Annotated in this window: 18 protein-coding genes; 15 read left to right on the top strand and 3 right to left on the bottom strand. The window is 68.7% G+C overall.

Annotated features, from left to right (window positions below; all coding sequences use genetic code 11):
• Positions 1-68: 68 nt before the first annotated feature.
• From ASF30_RS14455 to recQ, 6 genes are all read left to right on the top strand, one after another.
• Complete coding sequence (locus ASF30_RS14455) at positions 69-4,142, top strand: ExeM/NucH family extracellular endonuclease (RefSeq protein WP_235480342.1); 4,074 nt, start codon at positions 69-71, stop codon at positions 4,140-4,142.
• 227 nt (positions 4,143-4,369) lie between these two features.
• On the top strand, positions 4,370-6,814 hold the full coding sequence (locus ASF30_RS14450) for an excalibur calcium-binding domain-containing protein (RefSeq protein ID WP_055907988.1): 2,445 nt from the start codon (positions 4,370-4,372) through the stop codon (positions 6,812-6,814).
• Between the two features lie 74 nt (positions 6,815-6,888).
• The gene (locus ASF30_RS14445) at positions 6,889-7,527 is read left to right on the top strand and encodes a hypothetical protein (RefSeq protein WP_055907984.1); all 639 of its coding nucleotides are present in this window, start codon (positions 6,889-6,891) and stop codon (positions 7,525-7,527) included.
• 121 nt (positions 7,528-7,648) lie between these two features.
• Complete coding sequence (locus tag ASF30_RS14440) at positions 7,649-8,377, top strand: YcnI family copper-binding membrane protein (RefSeq protein ID WP_055907981.1); 729 nt, start codon at positions 7,649-7,651, stop codon at positions 8,375-8,377.
• A gap of 5 nt (positions 8,378-8,382) precedes the next feature.
• The gene (locus tag ASF30_RS14435; protein ID WP_055907978.1) at positions 8,383-9,057 is read left to right on the top strand and encodes a copper resistance CopC family protein; all 675 of its coding nucleotides are present in this window, start codon (positions 8,383-8,385) and stop codon (positions 9,055-9,057) included.
• Positions 9,058-9,268: 211 nt separating this feature from the next.
• Positions 9,269-11,308, top strand: coding sequence for a DNA helicase RecQ (gene recQ, locus ASF30_RS14430; RefSeq protein ID WP_235480341.1), 2,040 nt, complete (start codon positions 9,269-9,271; stop codon positions 11,306-11,308).
• A 63-nt stretch (positions 11,309-11,371) separates the two neighbouring features.
• Here the strand turns inward: recQ and ASF30_RS14425 are convergent, their stop codons facing one another.
• Positions 11,372-11,800, bottom strand: a complete 429-nt coding sequence (locus tag ASF30_RS14425) for a GNAT family N-acetyltransferase (RefSeq protein ID WP_055907975.1) — start codon at positions 11,798-11,800, stop codon at positions 11,372-11,374.
• Between the two features lie 133 nt (positions 11,801-11,933).
• On the opposite strand from ASF30_RS14425, the gene ASF30_RS14420 reads away from it, so the two are divergent.
• The 7 genes from ASF30_RS14420 to ASF30_RS14390 all read left to right on the top strand — a co-directional run bounded on the left by ASF30_RS14420 (position 11,934) and on the right by ASF30_RS14390 (position 18,729).
• Positions 11,934-12,320, top strand: a complete 387-nt coding sequence (locus ASF30_RS14420) for a PadR family transcriptional regulator (RefSeq protein WP_055907972.1) — start codon at positions 11,934-11,936, stop codon at positions 12,318-12,320.
• Positions 12,313-13,275, top strand: coding sequence for a permease prefix domain 1-containing protein (locus tag ASF30_RS14415; protein WP_055907970.1), 963 nt, complete (start codon positions 12,313-12,315; stop codon positions 13,273-13,275). Before ASF30_RS14420 ends, ASF30_RS14415 begins: the two co-directional genes overlap by 8 nt.
• Positions 13,276-13,545: 270 nt before the next feature.
• On the top strand, positions 13,546-14,589 hold the full coding sequence (locus ASF30_RS14410; protein WP_055907967.1) for an ATP-binding cassette domain-containing protein: 1,044 nt from the start codon (positions 13,546-13,548) through the stop codon (positions 14,587-14,589).
• Positions 14,586-15,425, top strand: coding sequence for an ABC transporter permease (locus ASF30_RS14405; RefSeq protein WP_055907963.1), 840 nt, complete (start codon positions 14,586-14,588; stop codon positions 15,423-15,425). The genes ASF30_RS14410 and ASF30_RS14405 overlap by 4 nt, the downstream gene beginning before the upstream one ends.
• Positions 15,426-15,538: 113 nt before the next feature.
• Entirely contained in the window at positions 15,539-15,940 is a 402-nt protein-coding gene (locus tag ASF30_RS14400; protein WP_157497431.1) for a DUF7144 family membrane protein, read from the top strand.
• Positions 15,941-16,024: 84 nt separating this feature from the next.
• Positions 16,025-16,426, top strand: coding sequence for a DUF7144 family membrane protein (locus ASF30_RS14395; protein ID WP_055907958.1), 402 nt, complete (start codon positions 16,025-16,027; stop codon positions 16,424-16,426).
• A 188-nt stretch (positions 16,427-16,614) separates the two neighbouring features.
• The gene (locus ASF30_RS14390; protein WP_055907955.1) at positions 16,615-18,729 is read left to right on the top strand and encodes an acyl-CoA dehydrogenase family protein; all 2,115 of its coding nucleotides are present in this window, start codon (positions 16,615-16,617) and stop codon (positions 18,727-18,729) included.
• 148 nt (positions 18,730-18,877) lie between these two features.
• Here ASF30_RS14390 and ASF30_RS14385 read toward each other — a convergent pair whose 3' ends face one another.
• Both ASF30_RS14385 and ASF30_RS14380 read right to left on the bottom strand, forming a co-directional pair.
• Positions 18,878-19,075 (bottom strand): hypothetical protein, encoded by a 198-nt coding sequence (locus ASF30_RS14385; RefSeq protein ID WP_055907951.1) that lies wholly within the window; start codon positions 19,073-19,075, stop codon positions 18,878-18,880.
• Between the two features lie 41 nt (positions 19,076-19,116).
• A complete protein-coding gene (locus tag ASF30_RS14380; RefSeq protein ID WP_055907948.1) occupies positions 19,117-20,127 on the bottom strand; it encodes a malate dehydrogenase in 1,011 nt (336 codons plus the stop codon).
• A 45-nt stretch (positions 20,128-20,172) separates the two neighbouring features.
• On the opposite strand from ASF30_RS14380, the gene pip reads away from it, so the two are divergent.
• Together pip and ASF30_RS14370 are read left to right on the top strand one after the other, a co-directional pair.
• The gene (gene pip, locus ASF30_RS14375) at positions 20,173-21,129 is read left to right on the top strand and encodes a prolyl aminopeptidase (RefSeq protein ID WP_055907945.1); all 957 of its coding nucleotides are present in this window, start codon (positions 20,173-20,175) and stop codon (positions 21,127-21,129) included.
• Positions 21,130-21,203: 74 nt separating this feature from the next.
• Positions 21,204-22,241, top strand: a complete 1,038-nt coding sequence (locus ASF30_RS14370) for an acyltransferase family protein (protein WP_082467829.1) — start codon at positions 21,204-21,206, stop codon at positions 22,239-22,241.
• The last annotated feature ends 6 nt before the right edge of the window (positions 22,242-22,247 follow it).

The following is a 22,247-nucleotide window of genomic DNA, read 5'->3' as shown; positions in this document are numbered from 1 at the left end:
ACGGTCGCCGAATGCGCTGTCCGAGAGCAGTCCTGTGCACCACATCCGTTTCTCCGAGGGGAAGTCACGTGTCCACATTCCAACGCTCCAGCGCAGAGGCAGCAGCGCAGATGCCGCCGGAAGTCCGGCCAGTCAGGCGGGATCGTCGTCGGCTGTCGGCGCTCGCCGCCGTCACCGTCGCCGCTCTCGGACTCGCGTCCTTCGGCGCGACCCCGGCCTTCGCGACGACTGTCGACAGCACCATCGCCGCCATCCAGGGCACGGGTGCCGCCAGCCCGTTCGCCGATGACGGCAACAGCTACGTCGTGCAGGGCGTCGTCACAGCCGACGAGCGCACGGGTGGCTACAACGGCATCTACATCCAGACCGCGGGCAGCGGAGGCTCCATCCCCGCAGCGTCCGAGGGCCTGTTCGTCTACCTCGGCAACCAGAAGCCCGCCCTCGCCATCGGCGACCTGGTGCAGGCCACGGGAACCGTGCGTGAGTTCAACGGACTCACCCAGCTCACGGCATCCGTCGCCGGAGCCGTCACCGTCGTGACGCCGGCGGTCGGCGTTCCCGCAGCCACGCCGCTGCCCGACACCGTGCTCGGCGCCGACCGCGAGAACCTCGAGGGCATGCTGGTCGAGCCGACGGGCACCTACAAGGTCGCCTCGAGCCACCAGCTCTACAACTTCGGCACCCTCTGGCTCTCCGCCGGTGATGCTCCCCTCGTCGCCGCCACCGAGCAGAAGCAGTCGGGTCCGGATGCCGCAGCCATCGCCGCGGCGAACAAGGCCAACCGTCTCCTGCTCGACGACGGCTACAGCATCCAGGTGTCCAACGCCGCGCACATCGGCGACCAGCCGTACTACACGGCCGACACCGTCGTGCGCAACGGCGACGTCGTCGACTTCCCGGCGGCCCCCTACGTGCTGAGCTACGGCTTCGACGACTGGCGCCTGCAGCCGGCGGTGCCCATCACCGATGGGAGCCCGGCCGAGGCCAAGCCCACCTTCGAAGCCACGAACCCGCGCCCCGAGGCTCCGCCGGCTGTCGGCGGCGACGTACGCCTCGCCTCGTTCAACGTCTTCAACTACTTCACGACCCTCACGAGCGAGAACTCCAGTGCGCGCGGCGCGGCCACGGCCGAGCAGTTCGCCATCCAGCAGTCGAAGATCGTCGCGGCCATCAACGGCCTCGACGCCGACATCGTCTCGCTCGAGGAGATCGAGAACTCGATCAAGCTCGGCGACCCGAAGGACGAGGCGCTCGGCAACCTGGTCGACGCGCTCAACGAGGCTGCCGGAAGCGAGGTGTGGAGCTTCGTTCCCACGCCCGACGCCCTCACGGCCGACGTCACCGACTTCATCACCACGGCGATCATCTACAAGGCGGATGCCGTCACTCCCAAGGGCGTCAGCCAGACCGTCCCGATCGACGAGAGCGTCTGGGGCAACGCGCGCGAGCCCATCGCCCAGGCCTTCACCTTCGACGGCAAGACCATCACCGTCGTCGCCAACCACCTGAAGTCGAAGTCGGCCCCCTCGGGCTCGACCGGAGAGCCGGCCGACGGCCAGGGCTGGTTCAACGAGGACAGGGTCAAGCAGGCGCAGGCCACCCTCGCCTTCACCGACACCCTGAAGCAGAGCTCGGGCAGCGGTGACGTGTTCCTCATCGGCGACTTCAACTCATACGCCCAGGAGGACCCGATCGACGTCTTCACCGACGCCGGCTGGACCGACCTGGTGCCGACGGATGCCGCAGGCCAGTACACCTACTCCTTCAACGGCGAGCTCGGCAGCCTCGACCACGTCCTCGCCAGCCCGTCGGTCGCCTCGACGGTCACCGGTGTCGGCGTCTGGAACATCAACTCGCCCGAGTGGAGCGACCGCGGTTACGCGTTCGGTGCCACCGAGGCCGGAACGCCCTTCAGGTCGAGCGACCACGACCCGATCGTCGTCGGCGTCTCGAGTGAGGTCGCCCCGGTCTCCATCGACCTCGTGACGGTCAATGACTTCCACGGTCGCATCGAGAACGAGGGCACCGGATCGGCGGCCGGCGGCATCGCCGCGCTGTCGACGGCTGTGAAGCAGGTGCGGGCCGAGAACCCGAACACTGTCTTCGCTGCAGCCGGTGACATGGTGGGCGCCTCCACGTTCACCTCGTTCATCCAGAAGGACAACCCCACGATCGACGCGCTGAACGCGGCCGGCCTCGAGGTGAGCTCGGTGGGCAACCACGAGTTCGACAAGGGCTTCGCCGACCTCACCGACCGCATCATCCCGCGGGCGAAGTGGGAGTACCTCGGAGCGAACATCTACAAGAAGGGCACTGACGAGCACGCACTTCCCGCGTACTACACCGAGGAGTTCGACGGCGTGACGATCGGCTTCGTCGGAGCCGTGACGAACGAGCTGTCCTCGCTGGTCAGCCCGGCCGGCATCGCCCAGATCGACGTGCGCGACGTGACGGAGTCGGTCAACGCCGTCGCCGACGACCTGCGCGACGGCGACCCGGCGAACGGCGAGGCCGACGTCGTCGTGCTGCTCGTGCACGAGGGTGCCGCGACCACCGCTGTGGCATCCGCCACCGACCCGAACTCGGCGTTCGGGAAGATCGTGAACGGCGTGGATGACAGCGTCGACGCGATCGTGTCGGGTCACACCCACCTCGCGTACAACCACGTGATCGACGGACGTCCCGTGATCTCCTCTGGCCAGTACGGCGAGAAGTTCAGCATCATGGACATCGAGGTGAACCCGCAGACCAAGGAACTGCTGTCGATGGTGAACAACACCTACGACGTCAAGACCAAGGTCGTCAACGGCACAGTCACGACGTACACGCCGAACTACACGGATGACCCGGCCGTCACCCCGATCGTCGCCGACGCCGTGGCCAAGGCAGCCGTGCTCGGTGCCGTGAAGCTCGGCGACATCACCGCGGACTTCAACCGGGCCAAGCAGACGGCCGGCGCTGAGAACCGCGGTGGGGAGTCGACTCTCGGCAACTTCGTCGCCGACGTGCAGCTGTGGAGCGCCCAGCGCGACTCCGCCGACATCCAGGTCGCCCTCATGAACCCGGGTGGCCTGCGCGCCGACATGAAGTACGCATCGTCAGGGCCGGCCGACCCCGACGGCAACCTCACCTACAAGGAGGCCGCTGTCGTCCAGCCGTTCGCCAACACGCTGGTGACGCTGACCCTCACGGGTGCACAGCTCAAGGAGGTGCTCGAGCAGCAGTGGCAGCCCGCCACGGCAGCGCGACCGTTCCTCAAGCTCGGTGTGTCGAAGAGCCTCACCTACACCGAGGACCCGACGGCTGCCGTCGGATCGCACATCACCAACGTGCTGCTGAACGGGGAGCCCGTGGCTGCCGACGACAGCATCCGCGTCGTCGTCAACTCGTTCCTGGCCTCGGGCGGAGACAACTTCTTCACCCTGGCCGAGGGAACGCAGAAGGCCGACTCCGGCAAGGTCGACCTCGAGTCGATGGTCGACTACATGGCCGCCAACTCGCCCGTGTCGCCCGACCTCGCCCAGCGCGCGGTCGGAGTGAAGCTGACGGCTCCCGCCAGCGGTGCCGCGTATGCGGTGGGAGAGTCGGTCACCGCCGACCTCTCGTCGCTCGCGTTCAGCGCCGGCGAGCCCGCCGCCTCCACGGTCGAGCTCTCGATCGGCGGGACCGTGGTCGGATCCTCGGCCATCGACCCGACGATCGTCGACACGACGGATGAGGTGGGTCGCGCATCGGTGACCTTCGCGATTCCGGCCGGCCTCTCCGGTGCCCAGCAGCTCACGATCGCGGTGCCGTCGACGGGAACGTCGATCGCCGTGCCGATCACCATCACGGCACCAGTGCCCGCGGTGAAGAGCTCGACCTTCGCCTACGCCAACACAGTCCTCGGCAGCCACAACTCGGCGCTGAAGTACACGGTGGTGGTGTCAGCTCCGAAGGGCACCGTCGTCACCGGCGACGTGAATGTCTACGACGGCAAGAAGCTGCTCGCGACCATCACGCTCAGCGCGGGCGACAAGGGCAGGAAGACGATCACCCTGCCGAAGCTGAAGGCCGGCCTGCACGTGCTGAAGTCGGTCTACGCCGGCTCCGACACCGTGAAGGGCTCCACGAGCAACGCCTTCCCGGTGCTGCTCTGGTAACGCCCGTCGTCTGATCGGAACGGATGCGGCCCCTCACCTCGCGGTGAGGGGCCGCATCCGTTCCCACTGGTTGGCCGCTCGGTTCCGCGTGCGACTCCCGGATTGGGGGTGCCCCAAGGGTGGGCATTGCTCAGTTTCGCGGTTAACGTAGTGCGACCCGGGTCACCCGAACCGGTGCTCACGCTCCTGTCCCGAAGCGGCCGGAGCCGCCTCATCGAGGAGATTCTGTGCTGCATGCCCAGCCCCCAGCCCGTGTCGCTGTTCCTCGCAGGCGCATCCTCGGGACCACGGTGGTCGCCACCGCCCTCGTCGCCGCCGGGCTGACGGGCGTCGTCGGCTCGGCGACCGCGGCCGACGATCACACGGGATTCGCCGGATTGGCGGATGCGAACCTCGACGCGTGCGTCCGTGAACTGATCGCGTTCCCCGAGGACGAGGTGCTGACCGGAGCTGATGTGGCGAGCCTCACCGGTCTGGACTGTCCCGCTCAGCACATTTCGAGCCTGTCCGGCCTCGAGTACGCCACGAGCCTCGACTCCGTGATCCTCGACGGCAACTCCATCTCGGATCTGTCCCCTCTCACCGGCATCGCCACGCTCACGGCGCTGTCGGCGACCGACCAGGTGTTGCCCGACGACTTCGCGGGTTCCACCGTCGCCGGTGCCGTCACCATTCTGAAGCCGGTGATCGGAGTCGACGGCCCGGTGCAGCTCACCGTTGCGGCAGACTCAGACGTCGCCGGCGCCGTCGACACCGACGACTCCACCGTCACCTGGAGCGGAACCGGGATCGGTCGACTGGCCTGGACGGCCGAGCAGCCGGTGTCTGGCGGTCAGGGGACCTACTCCGGTTCCTTCTCGCAGGCTGTCGGCGACGGCGACCTCACGCCGTCGCCGATCCCGATCGTCGACGGTCCGGCAGTCTTCGGTGCGACCCTCACAGCTGTCACCGACGGCTGGGACACCGGCGTGCACTTCGACTACACCTGGACTCGCAACGGCGAGCCGATCTCCGACGCCCAGTCGTCGACGTACGTGCTGGCCGCCGCCGATATCGGTTGCACCATCCAGGTCGTCGTCACAGGTTCGAAAGCCTCGTTCATCGCGGCCGAGCGCACGAGTGCCTCGACTGACGTCGTCGCCGCCGCCACGATGGCGCCGCACGCGACGATTTCCGGAACCGCGATCGTCGGTTCGACCCTCTCGGTCGATGCAGGGGAGTGGGCGCCGACGGATGCTGTCCTCGCCTTCCAGTGGAAGCGCGCAGGCACGCCGATCGAGGGCGCCACGGCCTCGACGTACACGCTCGTCACCGGCGACGCCGACAGCGTGATCACGGTGACGGTCACGGGTACCAGGACCGGTTACTCGGCGAATGCCACGACCAGCGCTCCCACGGCCGTGGTCTCCAACGTCTTCACCGCGACGCCGACGCCGACCATTGCCGGGAAGAAGCGGGTAGGCGAGACGCTGACCGGTGCGGCCGGAACCTGGGCGCCCGCCGGCGCGACCCTGAAGTACCAGTGGAACCGCAACGGTGCACCCATCACGACTGCGACGACTGCGACCTACAAGCTCGCGACGGCCGATGCCGGCGCTTCCATCACCCTGGTGGTCACCGGATCCAAGGCGACATACGCAACCGTCGCCAGGACCAGCGCTCCGTCGGTCATCGAGAAGGTGCTCACGTCCACGCCGATTCCCACGGTCTCCGGTACGGGACTGGTCGGCCAGGTCCTGACGGGCAGGGCGGGATCGTGGGCGCCGGCCGGCATCGCCTTCAGCTACCAGTGGAAGCGGAACGGCGTCGCCATCCCCCAGGCGACGGCCTTGACGTACAAGCTCACCCCTGGCGACGGAGGGACCTCCGTCACCTTCGTCGTGACCGGGTCCAAGGGCGGCTACACCCCGGTCACGAAGACCAGCGCCGCGTCGAGTATCCAGAGGCTGCTCACCGCGACTCCGACGCCGTCCGTGACGGGTACCAAGCGTGTCGGACAGACTCTGACGGGACAGCCCGGCACCTGGGCGCCCACCGGTGTCGCGCTCACGTATCAGTGGAAGCGGAACGGGATCGCGATCGCCGGCGCCACCGCATCGAGCTACAAGCTTGTTGCAGCCGACGCATCTACGAGTGTCACGCTCGCCGTGACCGGATCGAAGATCGGATACGCCCCGGTCACGAGGATGAGTGCCGGCGTCGCCATCGCGAACGGCGTGTTCGCCGCGACGCCGACGCCGACGATCGGCGGCACGGCGAAGGTCGGAGGCACTCTGACCGCGAGTGCAGGCACCTGGAGCCCAGCGGCTTCCATCAGGTTCCAGTGGCTCCGCAACGGCAAGGCGATCATCGGCGCCACGACGTCGAGCTATCGGGTGCTCGCCACCGACGTCGACGGCACGATCAGCGTGCGGACCACCGCATCGAAGTCCGGCTACACGACAGTGTCGAAGGTCTCTGCCGGGAAGAAGGTGGCGCCCATCGCGTACGCGAACTGCACGGCGCTCAATGCGGTCTATCCCTCCGGCGTCGCGAGGAACGGTGTCTCCGTGGATCGAGTGTCCGGCAGGGACGTCGCGATCAGCCCATCGGCGTTCCATTCCACGGCCCTCTACAACCTGAACGCGAAATCGGACCGGGACAAGGACGGCATCGCCTGCGAGAAGCGCTGATCGATGTGAGGCCGGCGCGGCATCCGGGCGATCGCCGTCCTCCCGCTCCCGCCGCTCCTCCTAGGATTGATCCCATGAGCCAGCGGGGTGCCCGGACTGCGCGCGGACTGACCGCCGCCGTCGTCGCTACCCTGCTCGCGGGCCTGTCGCACTCGATCGGCGGCGGCGTCGGCGCCCAGGTGCCGGTCGGCGTCGGTACGGTCGTGGCCTTCGCTTTCGCCGCCATGGTGTGCGTGGCCCTGGCCGGCCGAACGCTCTCGCTGGCGCGGTTGGCGGCATCCGTGATCCTCAGCCAGCTGGCGTTCCACGGCCTGTTCGCAGTCAGCGGCAGCTCGCTGCAGGTCACGACGAATCCGGCGGCGCACCACGACACTGCCGCGCATCTCATGCAGCAGCTCGGCACTGGGGGAGCGGCAGCCCAGATGGGCGGGCACCCCGCCCATGACGGCACCGCCATGATCCTGGCGCACATTCTCGCCGCCGTCGTCACCATCGCGGCGCTGTACCGGGGCGAGCGCGCTGCGCGAGCCACCGTCCACGCCGCCGGACGTCTGATCGCCGTGCTGATCGTCGGTGCACCGCGCCTGGTTCCGGTGAGCGACGTGCGCCTCAGCGCCCGCGCCGTCGTCCTGCTTCCGCACGATCTCCTGGTCGTGCTCTCGTCGATGCGGCATCGAGGGCCGCCCCGTCCGTTCGCATTCGCCGCAGCATAGCTCCGGCGACCCGAACGAACCTTTCCTCCCTCGGCACCGAACAACCCTCAGACGGAGACGGTCGACGCCTCAGCGCGTCGCGTCTTCCGGTGCCCCATCGACACAAGGACGACACACGACCATGAAGACCACCACCCGCACCACGGCCCTCGCGGCATCAGCCCTCGGCGCCGGGCTGCTGTTCGCCCTCGCCTCTCCGCTCGCGGCCAGCGCGCACGTCGGCGTCACGCCCGACAGCACCGCCGCCGGCTCCTACGCGGTGCTCACCTTCGCGGTGCCGCACGGCTGCGACGGATCGCCGACCACAGAGGTGGCCATCGACATCCCCGAGTCCATCCCCTCGGTCACGCCGACCATCAACCAGGGTTGGACCGTCGAGAAGACCACTATCAAGCTCGACCCGCCCGTCACCGACGCCCACGGCAACGAGCTCACCGAGCGTGTCGGCCAGGTCGTCTACACGGCCAAGACGCCGTTGGCTGACGGCTACCGCGACACCTTCGCGCTGTCCCTGCAGCTCCCAGAAGACGCGGCCGGCGACACCCTCGAGTTCCCCGTCACCCAGACCTGCGAGGCGGGATCGACCGAGTGGAACGAGAAGACCGTCGACGGTGAGGCCGAGCCGGAGCATCCGGCGCCCGCCATCGTGGTGACCGACGCCACAGGCGACGCTCATGGTCACAGCGACTCGGATGACGCCGCCGCGTCGACCGACCACGACGATGCCTCGTCGACGGATGCCGACGTCGATGTGCTCGCCCGAGTGCTCGGCGTGCTGGGGCTCGTCGTCGGTGCTGTCGGCGTGGTCATCGCCGTCGTGTCGCGCCGCCGCGCGCCGGCAGGGAAGTAGCGATCATGTCCTCGGGCATTCGCCGCCGGTTCGGCCTCGTCGGGGCGGGGGTCGCGGTCCTCGCGGCCTCGGTTCTCGGCGTGGCCGGCCCGGCCTCGGCCCACAACTACCCGGTCAGCTCGAGCCCGGCGGAGAACGCCACCGTGACCGAGCAGCCGGGAACCATCTTGCTGACCACCAACGACAACCTGCTCTCCTTCGGAAACGGCTCGGCCATCGAGGTGTCCGGTCCGGCCTCGGATCCGCGGTACTACGGCGACGGATGCTCCAGGATCGTCGACGCGACCATCGAGACCGACGCGCAGCTCGGCCAACCGGGCACCTACACGGTGACCTGGCAGGTCGTCTCGACCGATGGGCATCCGGTGTCGGGGGAGTACGAGTTCGAGTGGGCGCCGGCCGACGGAACCGAGCTCGCCGCGGGCAGCGCGAGCGAGCCGACCTGCCCGACCGCGGCGGCCGAAGCTCCGACGTCGGCGAGCGACGGCGCAGACGATTCGACGGCGGATGCTGCAGCCACGTCGGCGTCGTCGCTCGGTGACCTGCTGTGGATCGCCGGCGCCCTCGTGGTGGTGGTGCTCGCCGTCGTCGTCACGCTCCTGGTGCTCCGTCGACGCCACCCCGACGCCCGGTCGGACGCCGAGGTCTACGAGGGCACGGCTCCGAAGGAGCCTCGCTGATCGAGTACCGCTGATCGAGTAGTGCCCGACGAAGTCGGACACGTATCGAGATCACTCTCACCATGGCGCCCCGTCACCGTGAGAGTGGTCTCGATACGCCTGCTCGCTGCGCTCGCGGGCTACTCGACCAGCGAGGGGAGCGAGCGGCGAACCATCCCCACCCCACCAGCACCCAGCCTCCACCGTCGGCCCTGCCGCATAGAATCGCCGGGTGAGTTGGAACGCCGAACGGAACCAGATCCCAGACCCCGATGAGGGCTTCGACGGGTTCCCGTTCGACGACGCTGCACCTCCCCTCGACGACTGGGCGCCGCCCGAAGACGGCTGGCTCCCGCCGTCCGACGAGGAGCTCGCCCGCTCAGCACCGCCTGCCCGCGGCGCTGCATCCGCGTCGTCCACGGCCACCCTCGTCGCCCGCGCCGCGCCGCCCCGTTTCGCGACGGCGGCCGAGGCGCTGCACACGGTCTTCGGCTACGAGTCCTTCCGCGGTGAGCAGGCCGACATCATCGGCCAGGTCGCCGCCGGCGGCGACGCCATCGTGCTCATGCCCACCGGTGGCGGCAAGAGCCTCTGCTACCAGATCCCGGCGCTGCTCCGCGAAGGCACGGGCATCGTCGTCTCGCCGCTCATCGCCCTGATGCACGACCAGGTCGACGCTCTCCTGGCCGTCGGCGTGCGCGCCGCCTACCTCAACTCCACGCAGGACCCCGCCGAGCGCGCCCGCGTCGAACGCGCCTACGTCGAGGGTGAGCTCGACCTGCTCTACATCGCCCCCGAGCGGCTCAACAGCGAACAGTCCAAGCGCTTCCTCGAGCGCGGCTCCATCGCGCTGTTCGCCATCGACGAGGCGCACTGCGTGTCGCAGTGGGGTCACGACTTCAGGCCCGACTACCTCTCACTCGGCGACCTCGCCGAGCGTTGGCCCGACGTTCCGCGCATCGCCCTCACGGCCACAGCCACCGAGGCGACGCACCGCGAGATCGCCGACCGCCTGCACCTCGAGGGCGCCAGGCACTTCGTCTCCAGCTTCGACCGTCCGAACATCCAGTACCGCATCGTGTCGAAGAACGAGCCGCGCAAGCAGCTGCTCGACTTCATCCGCACCGAGCACCCGAACGACGCCGGAATCGTCTACGCCCTGTCGCGAGCGACGACCGAGAAGACCGCCGAGTTCCTGCGTGCCAACGGCCTGAACGCGCTCGCCTACCACGCCGGCCTCGACGCAGGACTGCGCATGCGCACCCAGTCGCGGTTCCTGCGCGAGGAGGGCGTGATCGTCGTCGCCACCATCGCGTTCGGCATGGGCATCGACAAGCCCGACGTGCGCTTCGTCGCTCACATCGACCTGCCCAAGTCCGTCGAGGGCTACTACCAGGAGACGGGCCGCGCGGGCCGCGACGGGGAACCGTCCACGGCGTGGCTCGCCTACGGCCTGCAGGACGTCGTGCAGCAGCGCCGCATGATCGACCAGTCGCCCGGCGATCTCGCACACCGCCGCCGCCAGTCGGCTCATCTCGATGCCATGCTCGCCCTGTGCGAGACCGTCGAGTGCCGACGCGTCAACCTGCTCAGCTACTTCGGGCAGCCCAGCACCGCCTGCGGCAACTGCGACACCTGCCTCAATCCTCCCGTGGCATGGGATGGCACGGTTCCGGCCCAGAAGCTGCTCTCGACCATCGTGAGGCTGAAGCGCGAGCGCAACCAGTCGTTCGGCGCCGGGCAGATCGTCGACATCCTCCGGGGCAAGGCCACCCCGCGCACCGAACAGTGGGGTCACGAGCGCCTCGCAACCTGGGGCATCGGCGCAGATCTCAGTGACCAGCAGTGGCGTGGCGTCGCGCGACAGCTCCTGGCGCAGGGACTCCTGGCCGCAGTCGGAGACTACGGAACGCTGTCGCTGACGGATGCCTCGGCCGACGTCCTCTCCGGAGCACGCACGGTCGCGCTCCGCACCGAGCCCGAGCGTTCGACGGGTCGGTCGTCGGGGCGTTCCGCGAAGTCGTCCGCCGCTCTCGCCGATCTCAGCCCGGCCGACGTCGAGCTGTTCGAGGCGCTCAGAACGTGGCGGGCCGCTCAGGCGAAGGAGCAGGGCGTGCCGGCCTACATCGTCTTCGGCGATGCCACCCTGCGTGCCGTCGCCCAGGCCCGACCCCAGGGGCTCGGCGATCTCGACGGCATCTCCGGCATCGGGCAGAAGAAGCTCGAGGCCTACGGTGAGGGGCTCATCGCCGTCGTCACGACCGCTCGATGATCCAGTAGCGTCCAGCAGCAGCGCCGGTCGAGATCATTCGCAGTGCTGCTCGACAGACGGGATCTACAGCATCCGCCGCCAGAACACGGCTGACTCCTCGTAGCCGAGCGCCGCGTAGAAGTCCCCGGCCCGTCGGCTGGCCAGCGCCAGGTACGGCGCCCCGACCACATCGCGCGCCCACTCCTCCGCTGCCGCCATCAGCGCGGATCCGACGCCCGAGCGCCGCATCGTGACCTTCACCTCTTCCACCCAGGCCACAGGTCCGTTCGCGAGGAAGGTGCGATGCGCATCGGCGAGCAGGTACCCCACGACGCGGCCATCGGCCTCCGCCACGATGAGCAGGGCATCCGGATCCTCGAGCAGCAACGGGAACGTCGCCCGATAGGCCTCCTCCTCCGGGCGGAACGTCGTCGCGAAGTCGCGTGCCATGGGCCATACGGCATCGGCGTCGGCGAGGGTCGCGGTCCGGACGGTGACCTCTGGCAGCTCCATCCCCACAAACTACCCGTCGGCCTGTCGGTCATGTCGGGGCCGAATGCTCCTCCGGGGGCCGCAACCGACGACTGGACAGCGAGTTGAGTAGCCTGTCGACCCAAGTACTGTGTGTGATATAGTACTCGACGTGATGAAAGCTACGGATGCCTCGACAGGACCGGCCGGTGAGAACAGTGCGTTCGCTGCCGACCTGCTGCGCGGCCACACCGACACCATCGTGCTCGGGCTCCTCCGCCGTGCCGACCGCTACGGCTTCGAGATCTACAAGGCCATCCGCGATGCGACCGGCGGCGAGCACGAGATCAAGGAGGCGACCCTGTACGCCACCTATCGCCGGCTCGAGAAGGACGGCCTGGTGGAGTCGTACTGGGGCGACGAGACGCAGGGCGGCCGTCGCAAGTACTACCGCATCACCGACGCCGGCCGTGCGGTCTTCCACGGCAACGTCGCGGCGTGGGTCGCGACCCGCCGCATCATCGACTCTCTTCTCGACGTGAAGGACACGACCCATGGTTGACAACACCTCCAGCCGCCCCGGCGGCGACATCCACCGGCTGCTCGACGAGGCCTTCCTCGGAGTCGAGATGACCCCCGACGCCCAAGACCTCAAAGAGGAGGTGCGCGCCAACCTCATGGCCCGGGTCGCCGATCTCGAGGCCTCGGGCACGACGGCGACGGATGCCGCCCGCCAGGCGATCGACGAACTCGGCGATGTGCACGAACTCGTCGCCGAAGCCGTCGGCCCCTCCGTCTCTCCCGACGGCGCCACCACCCACGGTTCAGCGGGCGCCGCGACCCCTCGGGCATCCGGATGGAACCAGAACGCGGCCTACAGGACGGCCCACGTCCGTCCGAAGCCGGCCTTCGTCGTGCGCATCGTCGCCGCATCCATCGTCGCGGTCGCGGCACTGGCGGTCGCCGGACTCGCTGCTGCCGGCGTGCTGGTCCTCCCGCTCGGTGTGACCATCCTGCTGTTCGGCATCGGAGCGACGGCCATCGGCTGGATCGTCGGCGACGCGCTCGTCCAGGAGACGACCACCAACCACCCCATGCCGCAGCGCCGCGCCGCCGGCTATGCCCTCGCGACATTCCTCACTCTCTACGGCCTCGGCTTCGGCGCGCTTCTCGTCCTCGAGGTCGTCCCCCTCTGGGGAATCGCGTTCGCGGCTGTCGGCCTCGTGGCCGGCATCGTGCTGTTCTCGTTCCTCGGCGCCACGCAGACGAACCGCCACAAGGCCTGGCTGCGCCAGGCGCAGCGGGAGTCCGCGGTCGGCAACCGCTTCGAGGAGGACCCGGAATCCGCCGCCCGCTTCGGCATCTACACCGCTGTCATCTGGATCGTCGCCTTCGCCGCCTTCATCGTGCTGAGCTTCACCATCGGGTTGCTGTGGTCGTGGCTGGCGTTGCTCGGCGGCTTCGTGGTCATGATGCTCGTGCTCGCCCGCATGCTCTTCGCCCCGCGGAGGGACTGAGGATGCCCGCGCCGAGGAGGCCGATGGCCTGACACCAGAACGGCGGTCCGGATGCTGGAACATCCGAACAGCCTGGCAACACGACGGCGGTCGGGCTGGAAATCCGAACCGCCTGACACCAGAACGGCGGTCCGGATGCTGGAACATCCGAACCGCCTGGCAACCGAGTCGTCCGGCGATGAGCCGACCTGAGACCCCAGTGCGCTGCCAGACTACCGGCGCGCCCTGCGACGACTCGAATGAATCACTTCGAGAACAAGGGAGCGCAGCATGTCTGCAGCAACACCGGGATCGGCCCTGGAAGCCGTCGATCTCATCAAGACGTATTCACAAGGACGCGGCAAGCCACCGCTCCGAGCCCTCGACGGGCTCACCTTCAGCGCGGAGGCCGGAACGGTCTTCGGGCTGCTCGGTCCGAACGGCGCCGGCAAGTCGACGACGGTGAAGATCCTCTCGACGCTCAGCCACCCCGACTCCGGTGCCGCATTCGTCGCCGGGATCGACGTTCGGCGGCACCCGGAGCAGGTGCGGCGGGCCATCGGCTTCGTCGCCCAGAAGCAGGTGTCCGACCCGATGGACACCGGCGTCGAGAACCTCGTGCTCGCCGGTCAGCTCCAGGGCATGAGCACGAAGGCGGCGCACGCCCGCGCCGACGAGCTGCTCGACCGCTTCAGCCTGACGGCAGCAGCCGGTCGCCAGGTGAAGACCTACTCCGGTGGCATGGCGCGCAAGCTCGACGTGGCCATCGGGCTGATGCACAGCCCCGAGGTGCTGTTCCTCGACGAGCCGACCACGGGCCTGGACCCCGAGGCGCGGGCCGAGATGTGGGCCGAGATCGAGAGGATGTCGCGGAACGACCGCATGACAGTGCTGCTCACGACGCACTACCTCGAAGAGGCCGACAGGCTGGCCGATCGCCTCGCCATCGTCGATCACGGCCGCATCGTCACCGAGGGCACGCCCGAAGAGCTCAAGAGCAGCCTGCGCGGAGACGCCGTGGTGCTTGAGCTGCGCGACTCCGCAGTCCTGGCCGCTGCCCTCACGGCGATCGAGCGCATCCCTCAGTTGCGCGACGTGACGGTCGAGGCCGGCCGGATCATCCGAGCTCGCGCCGACGACGGCGGCGCAGCCCTGCCACTCGCACTCGCCGTCCTCGACGCCGATGGCCTCCGGGTCGCATCCGCCACGGTCTCGAGGCCGAGCCTCGACGACGTCTACCTCGCCCACACCGGGCACTCATTCGCCGCCGCCCAGGACGGGTTCGCCCACCCGACGACGGATGCCGCGACCAGCCTCGAGGAGGCAGCATCATGAGCACCCTGACCGCACCCACCCGGCCCGCGCGTCCCGCGAGCTATGCCCGACCGGCCGGAGCAGGATTCTTCGCGCACACCGGCTACCTCACCCTGCGGCACCTGCGCGCGGCCGTGCGCATCCCGGCGTTCCTGGTCATGAACATCGTGCAGCCGCTCATCTGGCTCCTGCTCTTCGGCCAGCTGTTCAAGTCCGTCGTCGAGATCCCGGGATTCGAGGGAGGCTCGAGCTACCTCGAGTTCCTCACCCCCGGCATCGTCATGATGATGGCGCTGTTCGGCAGCGCCTGGGCCGGAACGAGCTACATCGAGGACATGGATCGCGGTGTCATGGACCGCCTGCTCACGTCGCCCACGAACCGCGGGGCGCTCATGACCGCGACGCTGATCTACCAGGCCGTCCTCACCGTCGTGCAGACCTTCATCGTTCTCGGAGTCGCCTGGCTCTGCGGCGCGCGCTTCGACGGCGGAGTCCTCGGCATCCTGATCATGGTGCTTGCAGCGATGCTGCTCACGGCGTCGTTCTCGGCACTGTCGAACGCGGCAGCGCTGCTGGCCCGCAACCAGACCGTGCTCATCGGCCTGTCGCAGCTCATCACGATTCCGCTGATGTTCCTGAGCTCCGCCCTGATGGACACCAGCCTCTCGGCGGACTGGGTGGCCGACGTCGCCGCCTTCAACCCGTTCGAATGGGCCGTCGTGGCCGGCCGGGAAGCGTTGCAGGCGAACCCGGACTGGGCGAGCGTGTGGGGCCACATCGGCCTTCTGGCGGCGTTCACCCTGGTGCTGACCTGGGTCGCGACCCGCGCCTTCCGCGCGTACCAGCGCAGCGCCTAGATTCTCACCGGCGTCGGCTCCCACCCCGCTGGCCGAGCCGGCGCTGCCGCCGCCGAAGCCGAGGGACCCCGCCACAGGTCCCTCGGCTTCCTCCACTCGCTATGCTCACTCCCATGGCCTACAGCAGACCAGTCGTCGTCACAGTCGCCGGCGGGCTCACCTGGCTCGCGGGAGCCATCGACATCGTCACCGGCATCCTGCTGCTGGCGCAGTCCGGCGTGAGCGTCGTGGTGCTGGAGTTCGGCGGCGCGGTCCAGCTGTTCGTCTCCGCCGCGCTCGCCCTGCTCTTCGGCGCCATCCTGTTCTTCGCCGGCGGCGGGGTGCTGAGCGGCAAGGACACGGCGCGCATCGTCGCGACAGGCGCCCACGGCATCTCGATCCTGTCCTCGCTCGTGCCGGCCCTCCTGCTGCCGACGGCGTTCTTCGGATCGTGGCTCGGCATCCTCGCCTCGCTCGTCGTGATCGTGCTGCTCTGGACGAAGCCCGCCAACGTCTACTTCCGCGACGACGACTGACGGATGCCGCCGCGAGTCGACGGCTCTTCCCCCGCTGGCGCCGCCTCGATAGCCTGAGCACCACACCCCTGAGTGAGGAGCCCCATGAGCTTGACGGTCAGCCGCCCCGGCGGAGTCACCTTCATCGCCGTCCTGGCGTGGATCCAGGGTGCCTTCGACATCGTCGCGGGCATCATCCTGCTCTTCAACCAGGACGACGCCACCATCATCCTCGACTTCGACAGCAAGAGCGCCGTCACCATCTCGGGCGTGATGTACATCATCATCGGCGTCCTCATCATCCTCATCGCCAGAGGCCTGCTGCGCGGTAGTAACGGGGCGCGCGTGCTCGTCACCGCGTTCGAGGTCATCACCCTCGCCGGCGCCCTCTTCCTGCTGTTCGCGGCACCCTCGCAGTTCATCAGCGCGCTCATCACGGCGTTCATCGCACTGGTGGTCATCCTGCTGCTCTGGACCGGACGCGCCGCTTCATTCTTCCGTCGCTGAACACCGAGGTCGGCTCGGTCTCGTTGTCGTACCCCTCCCAGCCGTTTCGCGGGCTTTTGTCGGATGCCGCCAACTCGTCGCGGCAGCATCCGCTCCGGGTTTGTGCCGCCGCCACGCACGGTTTCCCCTCCCCGGACTGCGCTCGTACCGTGGGGGCAGACCCCTACTGCGAGATGTGAGGACCACCGATGGTTGACACTGCCGTTCGCCCGACTGCCCACCAGAACGTCGACGAGACGATCCGCCCCACCGTCGACACCGGCCCCATCACGGTTCCGGGCCAGCCCGGAGCCCCGCGTGTGGACCTCGAGCAGCTCGGCCGTCAGCTCCTCGGAACCTGGGCCGACGTTCGGCTCGCCTCGCGTGAGCTCACGGCGCGACCCGAGATGCAGCGCATCGACGGCCAGCCCATGGAGGAGCACCGTGAGCGGGTACTGGGCCAGCTCAAGCTGCTCGTGGAGCACGGCGGGGTGCACCGCGCCTTCCCGAAGGCCGTCGGCGGCATGGACGACCACGGCGGCAACATCGCCGGCTTCGAGGAGCTCGTCACGGCCGACCCGAGCCTGCAGATCAAGTCGGGAGTGCAGTGGGGACTGTTCTCGGCCGCCATCCTCCACCTCGGAACCGAGTACCACCACCTCACGTTCCTGCCCGACACCATGACGCTCAAGGTGCCCGGCGCCTTCGCCATGACGGAGACGGGGCACGGATCCGACGTCGCCTCCATCGGAACCACCGCGACGTACGACGAGAAGAAGCAGCAGTTCGTCATCAACACCCCGTTCCGCGGAGCGTGGAAGGACTACCTGGGGAACGCGGCCAAGCACGGCACAGCCGCCGTGGTCTTCGCCCAGCTCATCACGAAGGGCGTCAACCACGGCGTGCACGCGTTTTACGTGCCCATCCGCAACAGCAAGGGTGGCTTCCTCAAGGGCATCGGCGGCGAGGACGACGGCCTCAAGGGTGGCCTGAACGGCATCGACAACGGCCGCCTGCACTTCACCAACGTGCGCGTCCCACGCACCAACCTGCTCAACCGCTACGGCGACGTCGCCGAGGACGGCACGTACACGAGCCCCATCGCGAGCCCCGGCCGTCGCTTCTTCACCATGCTCGGCACCTTGGTGCAGGGTCGGGTCTCCCTCGACGGGGCCGCGACGCAGGCCTCGGCCATGGCGCTGACCATCGCCGTGACGTACGCCGCACAGCGCCGGCAGTTCAACGCGGCGAGCGACACCGACGAGGAGGTGCTGCTCGACTACCAGCGTCACCAGCGCCGTCTCATCCCGCGCATCGCGACGACCTACGCGCAGACCTTCGCCCACGACGAGTTCCTGGTGAAGTTCGACTCGGTGTTCAGCGGCAAGGCCGACACCGATGACGACAGGCAGGACCTGGAGACCCTCGCCGCGGCGCTCAAGCCGCTGTCGACCTGGGCTGCGCTCGACACCATCCAGGAGTCCCGTGAGGCCTGCGGCGGCGCCGGCTTCCTCGCCGAGAACCGCTTCGTCGGCCTGCGCGCAGACCTCGACGTCTACGTCACCTTCGAGGGCGACAACAACGTGCTCCTGCAGCTCGTCGCCAAGCGCCTGCTCACCGACTACTCGAAGAAGTTCGCCCAGGCCGATGCCGGCGCCCTCGCACGCTACGTCGTCGAGCAGGGCGTCGAGCGGGCCTACCATGGCACGGGGCTCCGCCGTCTGGCGCAGACCGTCGCCGACTTCGGCTCGACCGCGCGCTCGGTGTCAGAGCTGCGCAACCCGGTCACCCAGCGCGAGCTGCTCACCGACCGCGTCGAGACCATGATCTCGGAGATCGGCGGCCGCCTGCGCGACAGCCGCAAGCTCGGCAAGCAGGCCGCGGCCGACCTCTTCAACTCGCAGCAGAACGAGCTCATCGAGGCCGCCCGCGCCCACGGCGAGCTGCTGCAGTGGGAGGCTTTCACCCGTGCCCTCGAGAAGACGACGGATGCCGGCACCAAGGAGGTGCTCACCTGGGTGCGCGACCTCTTCGGCCTCGGCCTGATCGAGAAGCACCTGGCCTGGTACCTCATCAACGGCAGGCTCTCCGCGAAGCGCGCCCAGGCCGTCACCGCCTACGTCGACCGGCTGATCTCCCGCCTGCGTCCGCACGCGCTCGACCTGGTGAACGCCTTCGGCTACAAGCCCGAGCACCTGCGCGCGTCGATCGCGAGCGGCGCCGAGCAGGAGCGCCAGGACGAGGCCCGCGCCTATTACGCCGAGCTCCGTGCCTCGGGCAAGGCCCCTGTCGACGAGAAGACCCTCAAGGCCAAGAAGCGCTGATCTCGCACCGCTGATCGAGTAGGCCGCAAGCGCCCTTACCGCTGATCGAGTAGGCCGCGAGCGCCCCTACCGCTGATCGAGTAGGCCGCGAGCGGAGCGAGCAGCCGTATCGAGATTCATCGACGACGGCGTCTGCCCGGTTGCCGGCCTACTTCAGCGGCGGCTTGATGAACGAGCCGAACGCGAGCCCGACGGCGGCACCGGCCGCCAGCCACAGCCAGAAGCCGCTGAACAGGCTGATCACGAGGCCGACGATGAGCCCGACGATGACGCCGATGATGATCTGAGAGCGACGTGAAGCGCGCTCGGGTTCAGGGGCTGGTCGTTGTGCGGGTCGCTGGGCCATGTCTCCAGCGTAGCCAGCGACCGAGCGCTCGCGAGACGCCGTCAGCCGACGAGGCCCAGCGCTCGCACAGCCTCGCGCTCCTCGACGAGTTCGGTCACCGATGCGTCGATGCGCTCGCGGGCGAAGGCGCTCAGCTCGAGACCCTGCACGATGCGCCACTGCCCGTCGACCGACTCCACGGGGAACGACGACACGATGCCTTCGGGCACACCGTAGGAACCGTCGGACGGCAGCGCCGCCGAGGTCCACCCGTGCGTCGTGCCGCTCACCCAGTCGTGAATGTGGTCGATGGTCGCATTGGCCGCTGAGCCGACGGATGACGAACCGCGCACCTCGATGATCTCGGCGCCGCGCTTGGCCACCCGCGGGATGAAGACGTCGCGTGTCCACTCGCGGGCGGCATCCGCCCCCAACTGCTCGTCGAGCATCTCCACCACGCTCCGTCCGCCGGCCGTCGCGTGCGCGATGTCGGGGAACTGCGTCGCCGAGTGGTTGCCCCAGATGATCACGTCGCGCAATTGCGACACCGGGGTGTGCAGCGCCTCGGAGAGCTGGCCGAGCGCGCGGTTGTGGTCGAGTCGGGTGAGAGCGGTGAACCGCTCGCGGGGAACATCCGGCGCATGAGCGCTGGCGATGAAGGCGTTCGTGTTGGCCGGATTGCCCACCACGACGATGCGGATGTCGTCGGCGGCTCCGGCGTTGATCGCGGCGCCCTGCGGGGCGAAGATGGCGCCGTTGGCCGCGAGCAGGTCGCCGCGTTCCATGCCGGGGCCGCGGGGTCGCGATCCGACGAGCAGGCCGACGTTGGCGCCGTCGAAGGCGCTGCCGGCGTCATCCGTCACGTCCACGGATTGAAGCAGGGGGAACGCCGAGTCCTGCAGCTCGAGGGCGGCGCCTTCGGCGGAGCGGAGTCCTTGCGGGATCTCCAGCAGTCGCAGGCGCACGGCCGTGTCAGGTCCGAGCAACTGGCCAGACGCTATGCGGAACAGCAGGGCGTAGCCGATCTGCCCCCCGGCACCGGTGATGGTCACTGTCGCGAGTGAGTTCGCCATGGTCCGACCCTACGCGCGCCTGCCGTCTTCGCCTATCGTTGCCTGATGCGCGACTTCTACCCCGAGATCGAACCGTACGACACCGGCATGCTCGACGTCGGCGACGGCCAGCAGATGTACTGGGAGACCTCGGGCAACCCCGACGGCAAGCCCGTCGTGTTCCTGCACGGCGGACCCGGCGCCGGCACGAGCCCGACCCAGCGTCGGCTCTTCGACCCCGAGAAGTACCGCATCGTGCTGCTCGACCAGCGCGGCTGCGGCAGGAGCACCCCACACGTCAGCGCGCCGGAGGCCGACCTCAGCGCCAACACCACCTGGCACCTCGTCGCCGATATCGAGAAGCTGCGCGAGCACCTCGGCATCGACCGTTGGCAGGTGCTCGGCGGATCATGGGGCAGTTCCCTCGCCCTCGCCTACGCTCAGACGCACCCCGAGCGGGTCACCGAGATCATCCTCCGCGGCATCTTCACGCTGCGCCGCATCGAGCTCGACTGGTTCTACGAGGGCGGCGCGGCGGCCATGTTCCCCGACCTCTGGGAGGGCTTCATCGCACCGGTGCCCGAGGCCGAGCGCAGCCACCTCATCGCCGCGTACAGCAGGCTCCTCAACGACCCCGACCCGGCCGTGCACCGCCCTGCTGCCATCGCCTGGTCACGCTGGGAGTCCTCCACCATCACCCTGCTGCCGCAGGAGGAGACCATCGCGAAGTTCACCGAGCCCGACTACGCGGTCGCGTTCGCACGCATCGAGAACCACTACTTCATGAACGGCGGCTGGTGGGAGGAGGGGCAGCTCATCCGCGACGCGGTGAAGCTCCACGACATCCCCGCCGTCATCGTGCAGGGCCGCTACGACATCTGCACGCCGCCGATGACGGCGTGGGACCTGCACCGGGCGTGGCCGCAGGCCGACTTCCGCATGATCCCGGATGCCGGTCACGCCTTCGACGAGCCGGGCATCCGCGATGCCCTCATCGAGGCGACGGACCGCTTCGCGGGCTGACCGTCCGGCACGCGCCGTGTGAACGTCACGTGACGATTCCTCGTCTGCGGCGGAGATCGCCCTAGCCTGCAGGGATGAGGGGGAGATCCACCGTCGCGGCGGTCGAGCAGCCTGTGCTTGCGCCGGTCGTGCGTGAACGCTGGATCGACACGGCAAAGGGCATCGCCATCGTGCTGGTGGTGCTCTACCACGCGACGATGTACCTCGGTCTCGCCGGCGTCGACGTGCCCGGAGCCCGGGCGAATCCGATGCTCGAGACGTTCCGAATGCCCCTGTTCTTCTTCATGTCGGGCGTGCTCGGCGCGCGGGCGGTCACGCTGGGCTACCGGGCGCTGTTCCAGCGGCGCCTGGCACTGCTCATCTACCTCTACGTGCTCTGGGTGTTGCTGCAGCAGCTCTTCCTCGCGCTGCTTCCACCGACCTCGATCGAGCCAGAACCGAGCCCACTCTGGAACATCGTCACCCTCGCCGTCATCCCGAACGAGAACCTGTGGTTCCTCTACGCGCTCCCGCTGTTCTTCACCATCGCGTGGCTCACCCGCTCCTGGCCGGCGCTGATCCCCCTCGCTCTCGCCGGCATCGTGTCGGTGCTGTTCAGTGCCGGCATCCTGGAGACCGACTCGACGTGGGACAAGACGGGCCGCTACCTGTTCTTCTTCCTGCTTGCACTGCGCATCGGCGGCAGCGTGCGACGCCTCGCCCCCGGCATCCGTTGGTGGCATGCCGCAGCTCTGGGCGTCGTCTACCTCGGCCTCATCGGCCTCACTTTCGCGAGCGGCATCCGCGACATCCCGCTCGTTCTCTTCGGCTTGAGCCTGCTCGCCGTGGCCGTCGGCATCGCGCTGGCCGTGATCATGAGCCGGATGCGGTTCTTCACCGTGGTGGGCTACCTCGGCACCCGCACCCTGCCCCTCTACGCGGTGCACGCGTTCCCCCTGCTCGCCGTCGGTGCGGTGCTCGTCGCCACGACTCCGCACATCCCTGCTCCCGCCGCTGCAGCGCTGCCCGTCGTGCTCGGCGCCGCGGCGATCGCGATCGCCTTGGGCGTTCACCGCCTGCTCCGTGATGTGCCCGGAGTGTTCACGCTGCCCGGCCGCCCGGGGCGGCGTTGAGGTCCG

The organism is Leifsonia sp. Leaf264, assembly GCF_001422325.1.
Classification (GTDB): Bacteria; Actinomycetota; Actinomycetes; order Actinomycetales; family Microbacteriaceae; genus Orlajensenia.
Note: the sequence above shows the minus strand (reverse complement) of the source record. Positions and strands in the feature narration are given on the sequence as shown.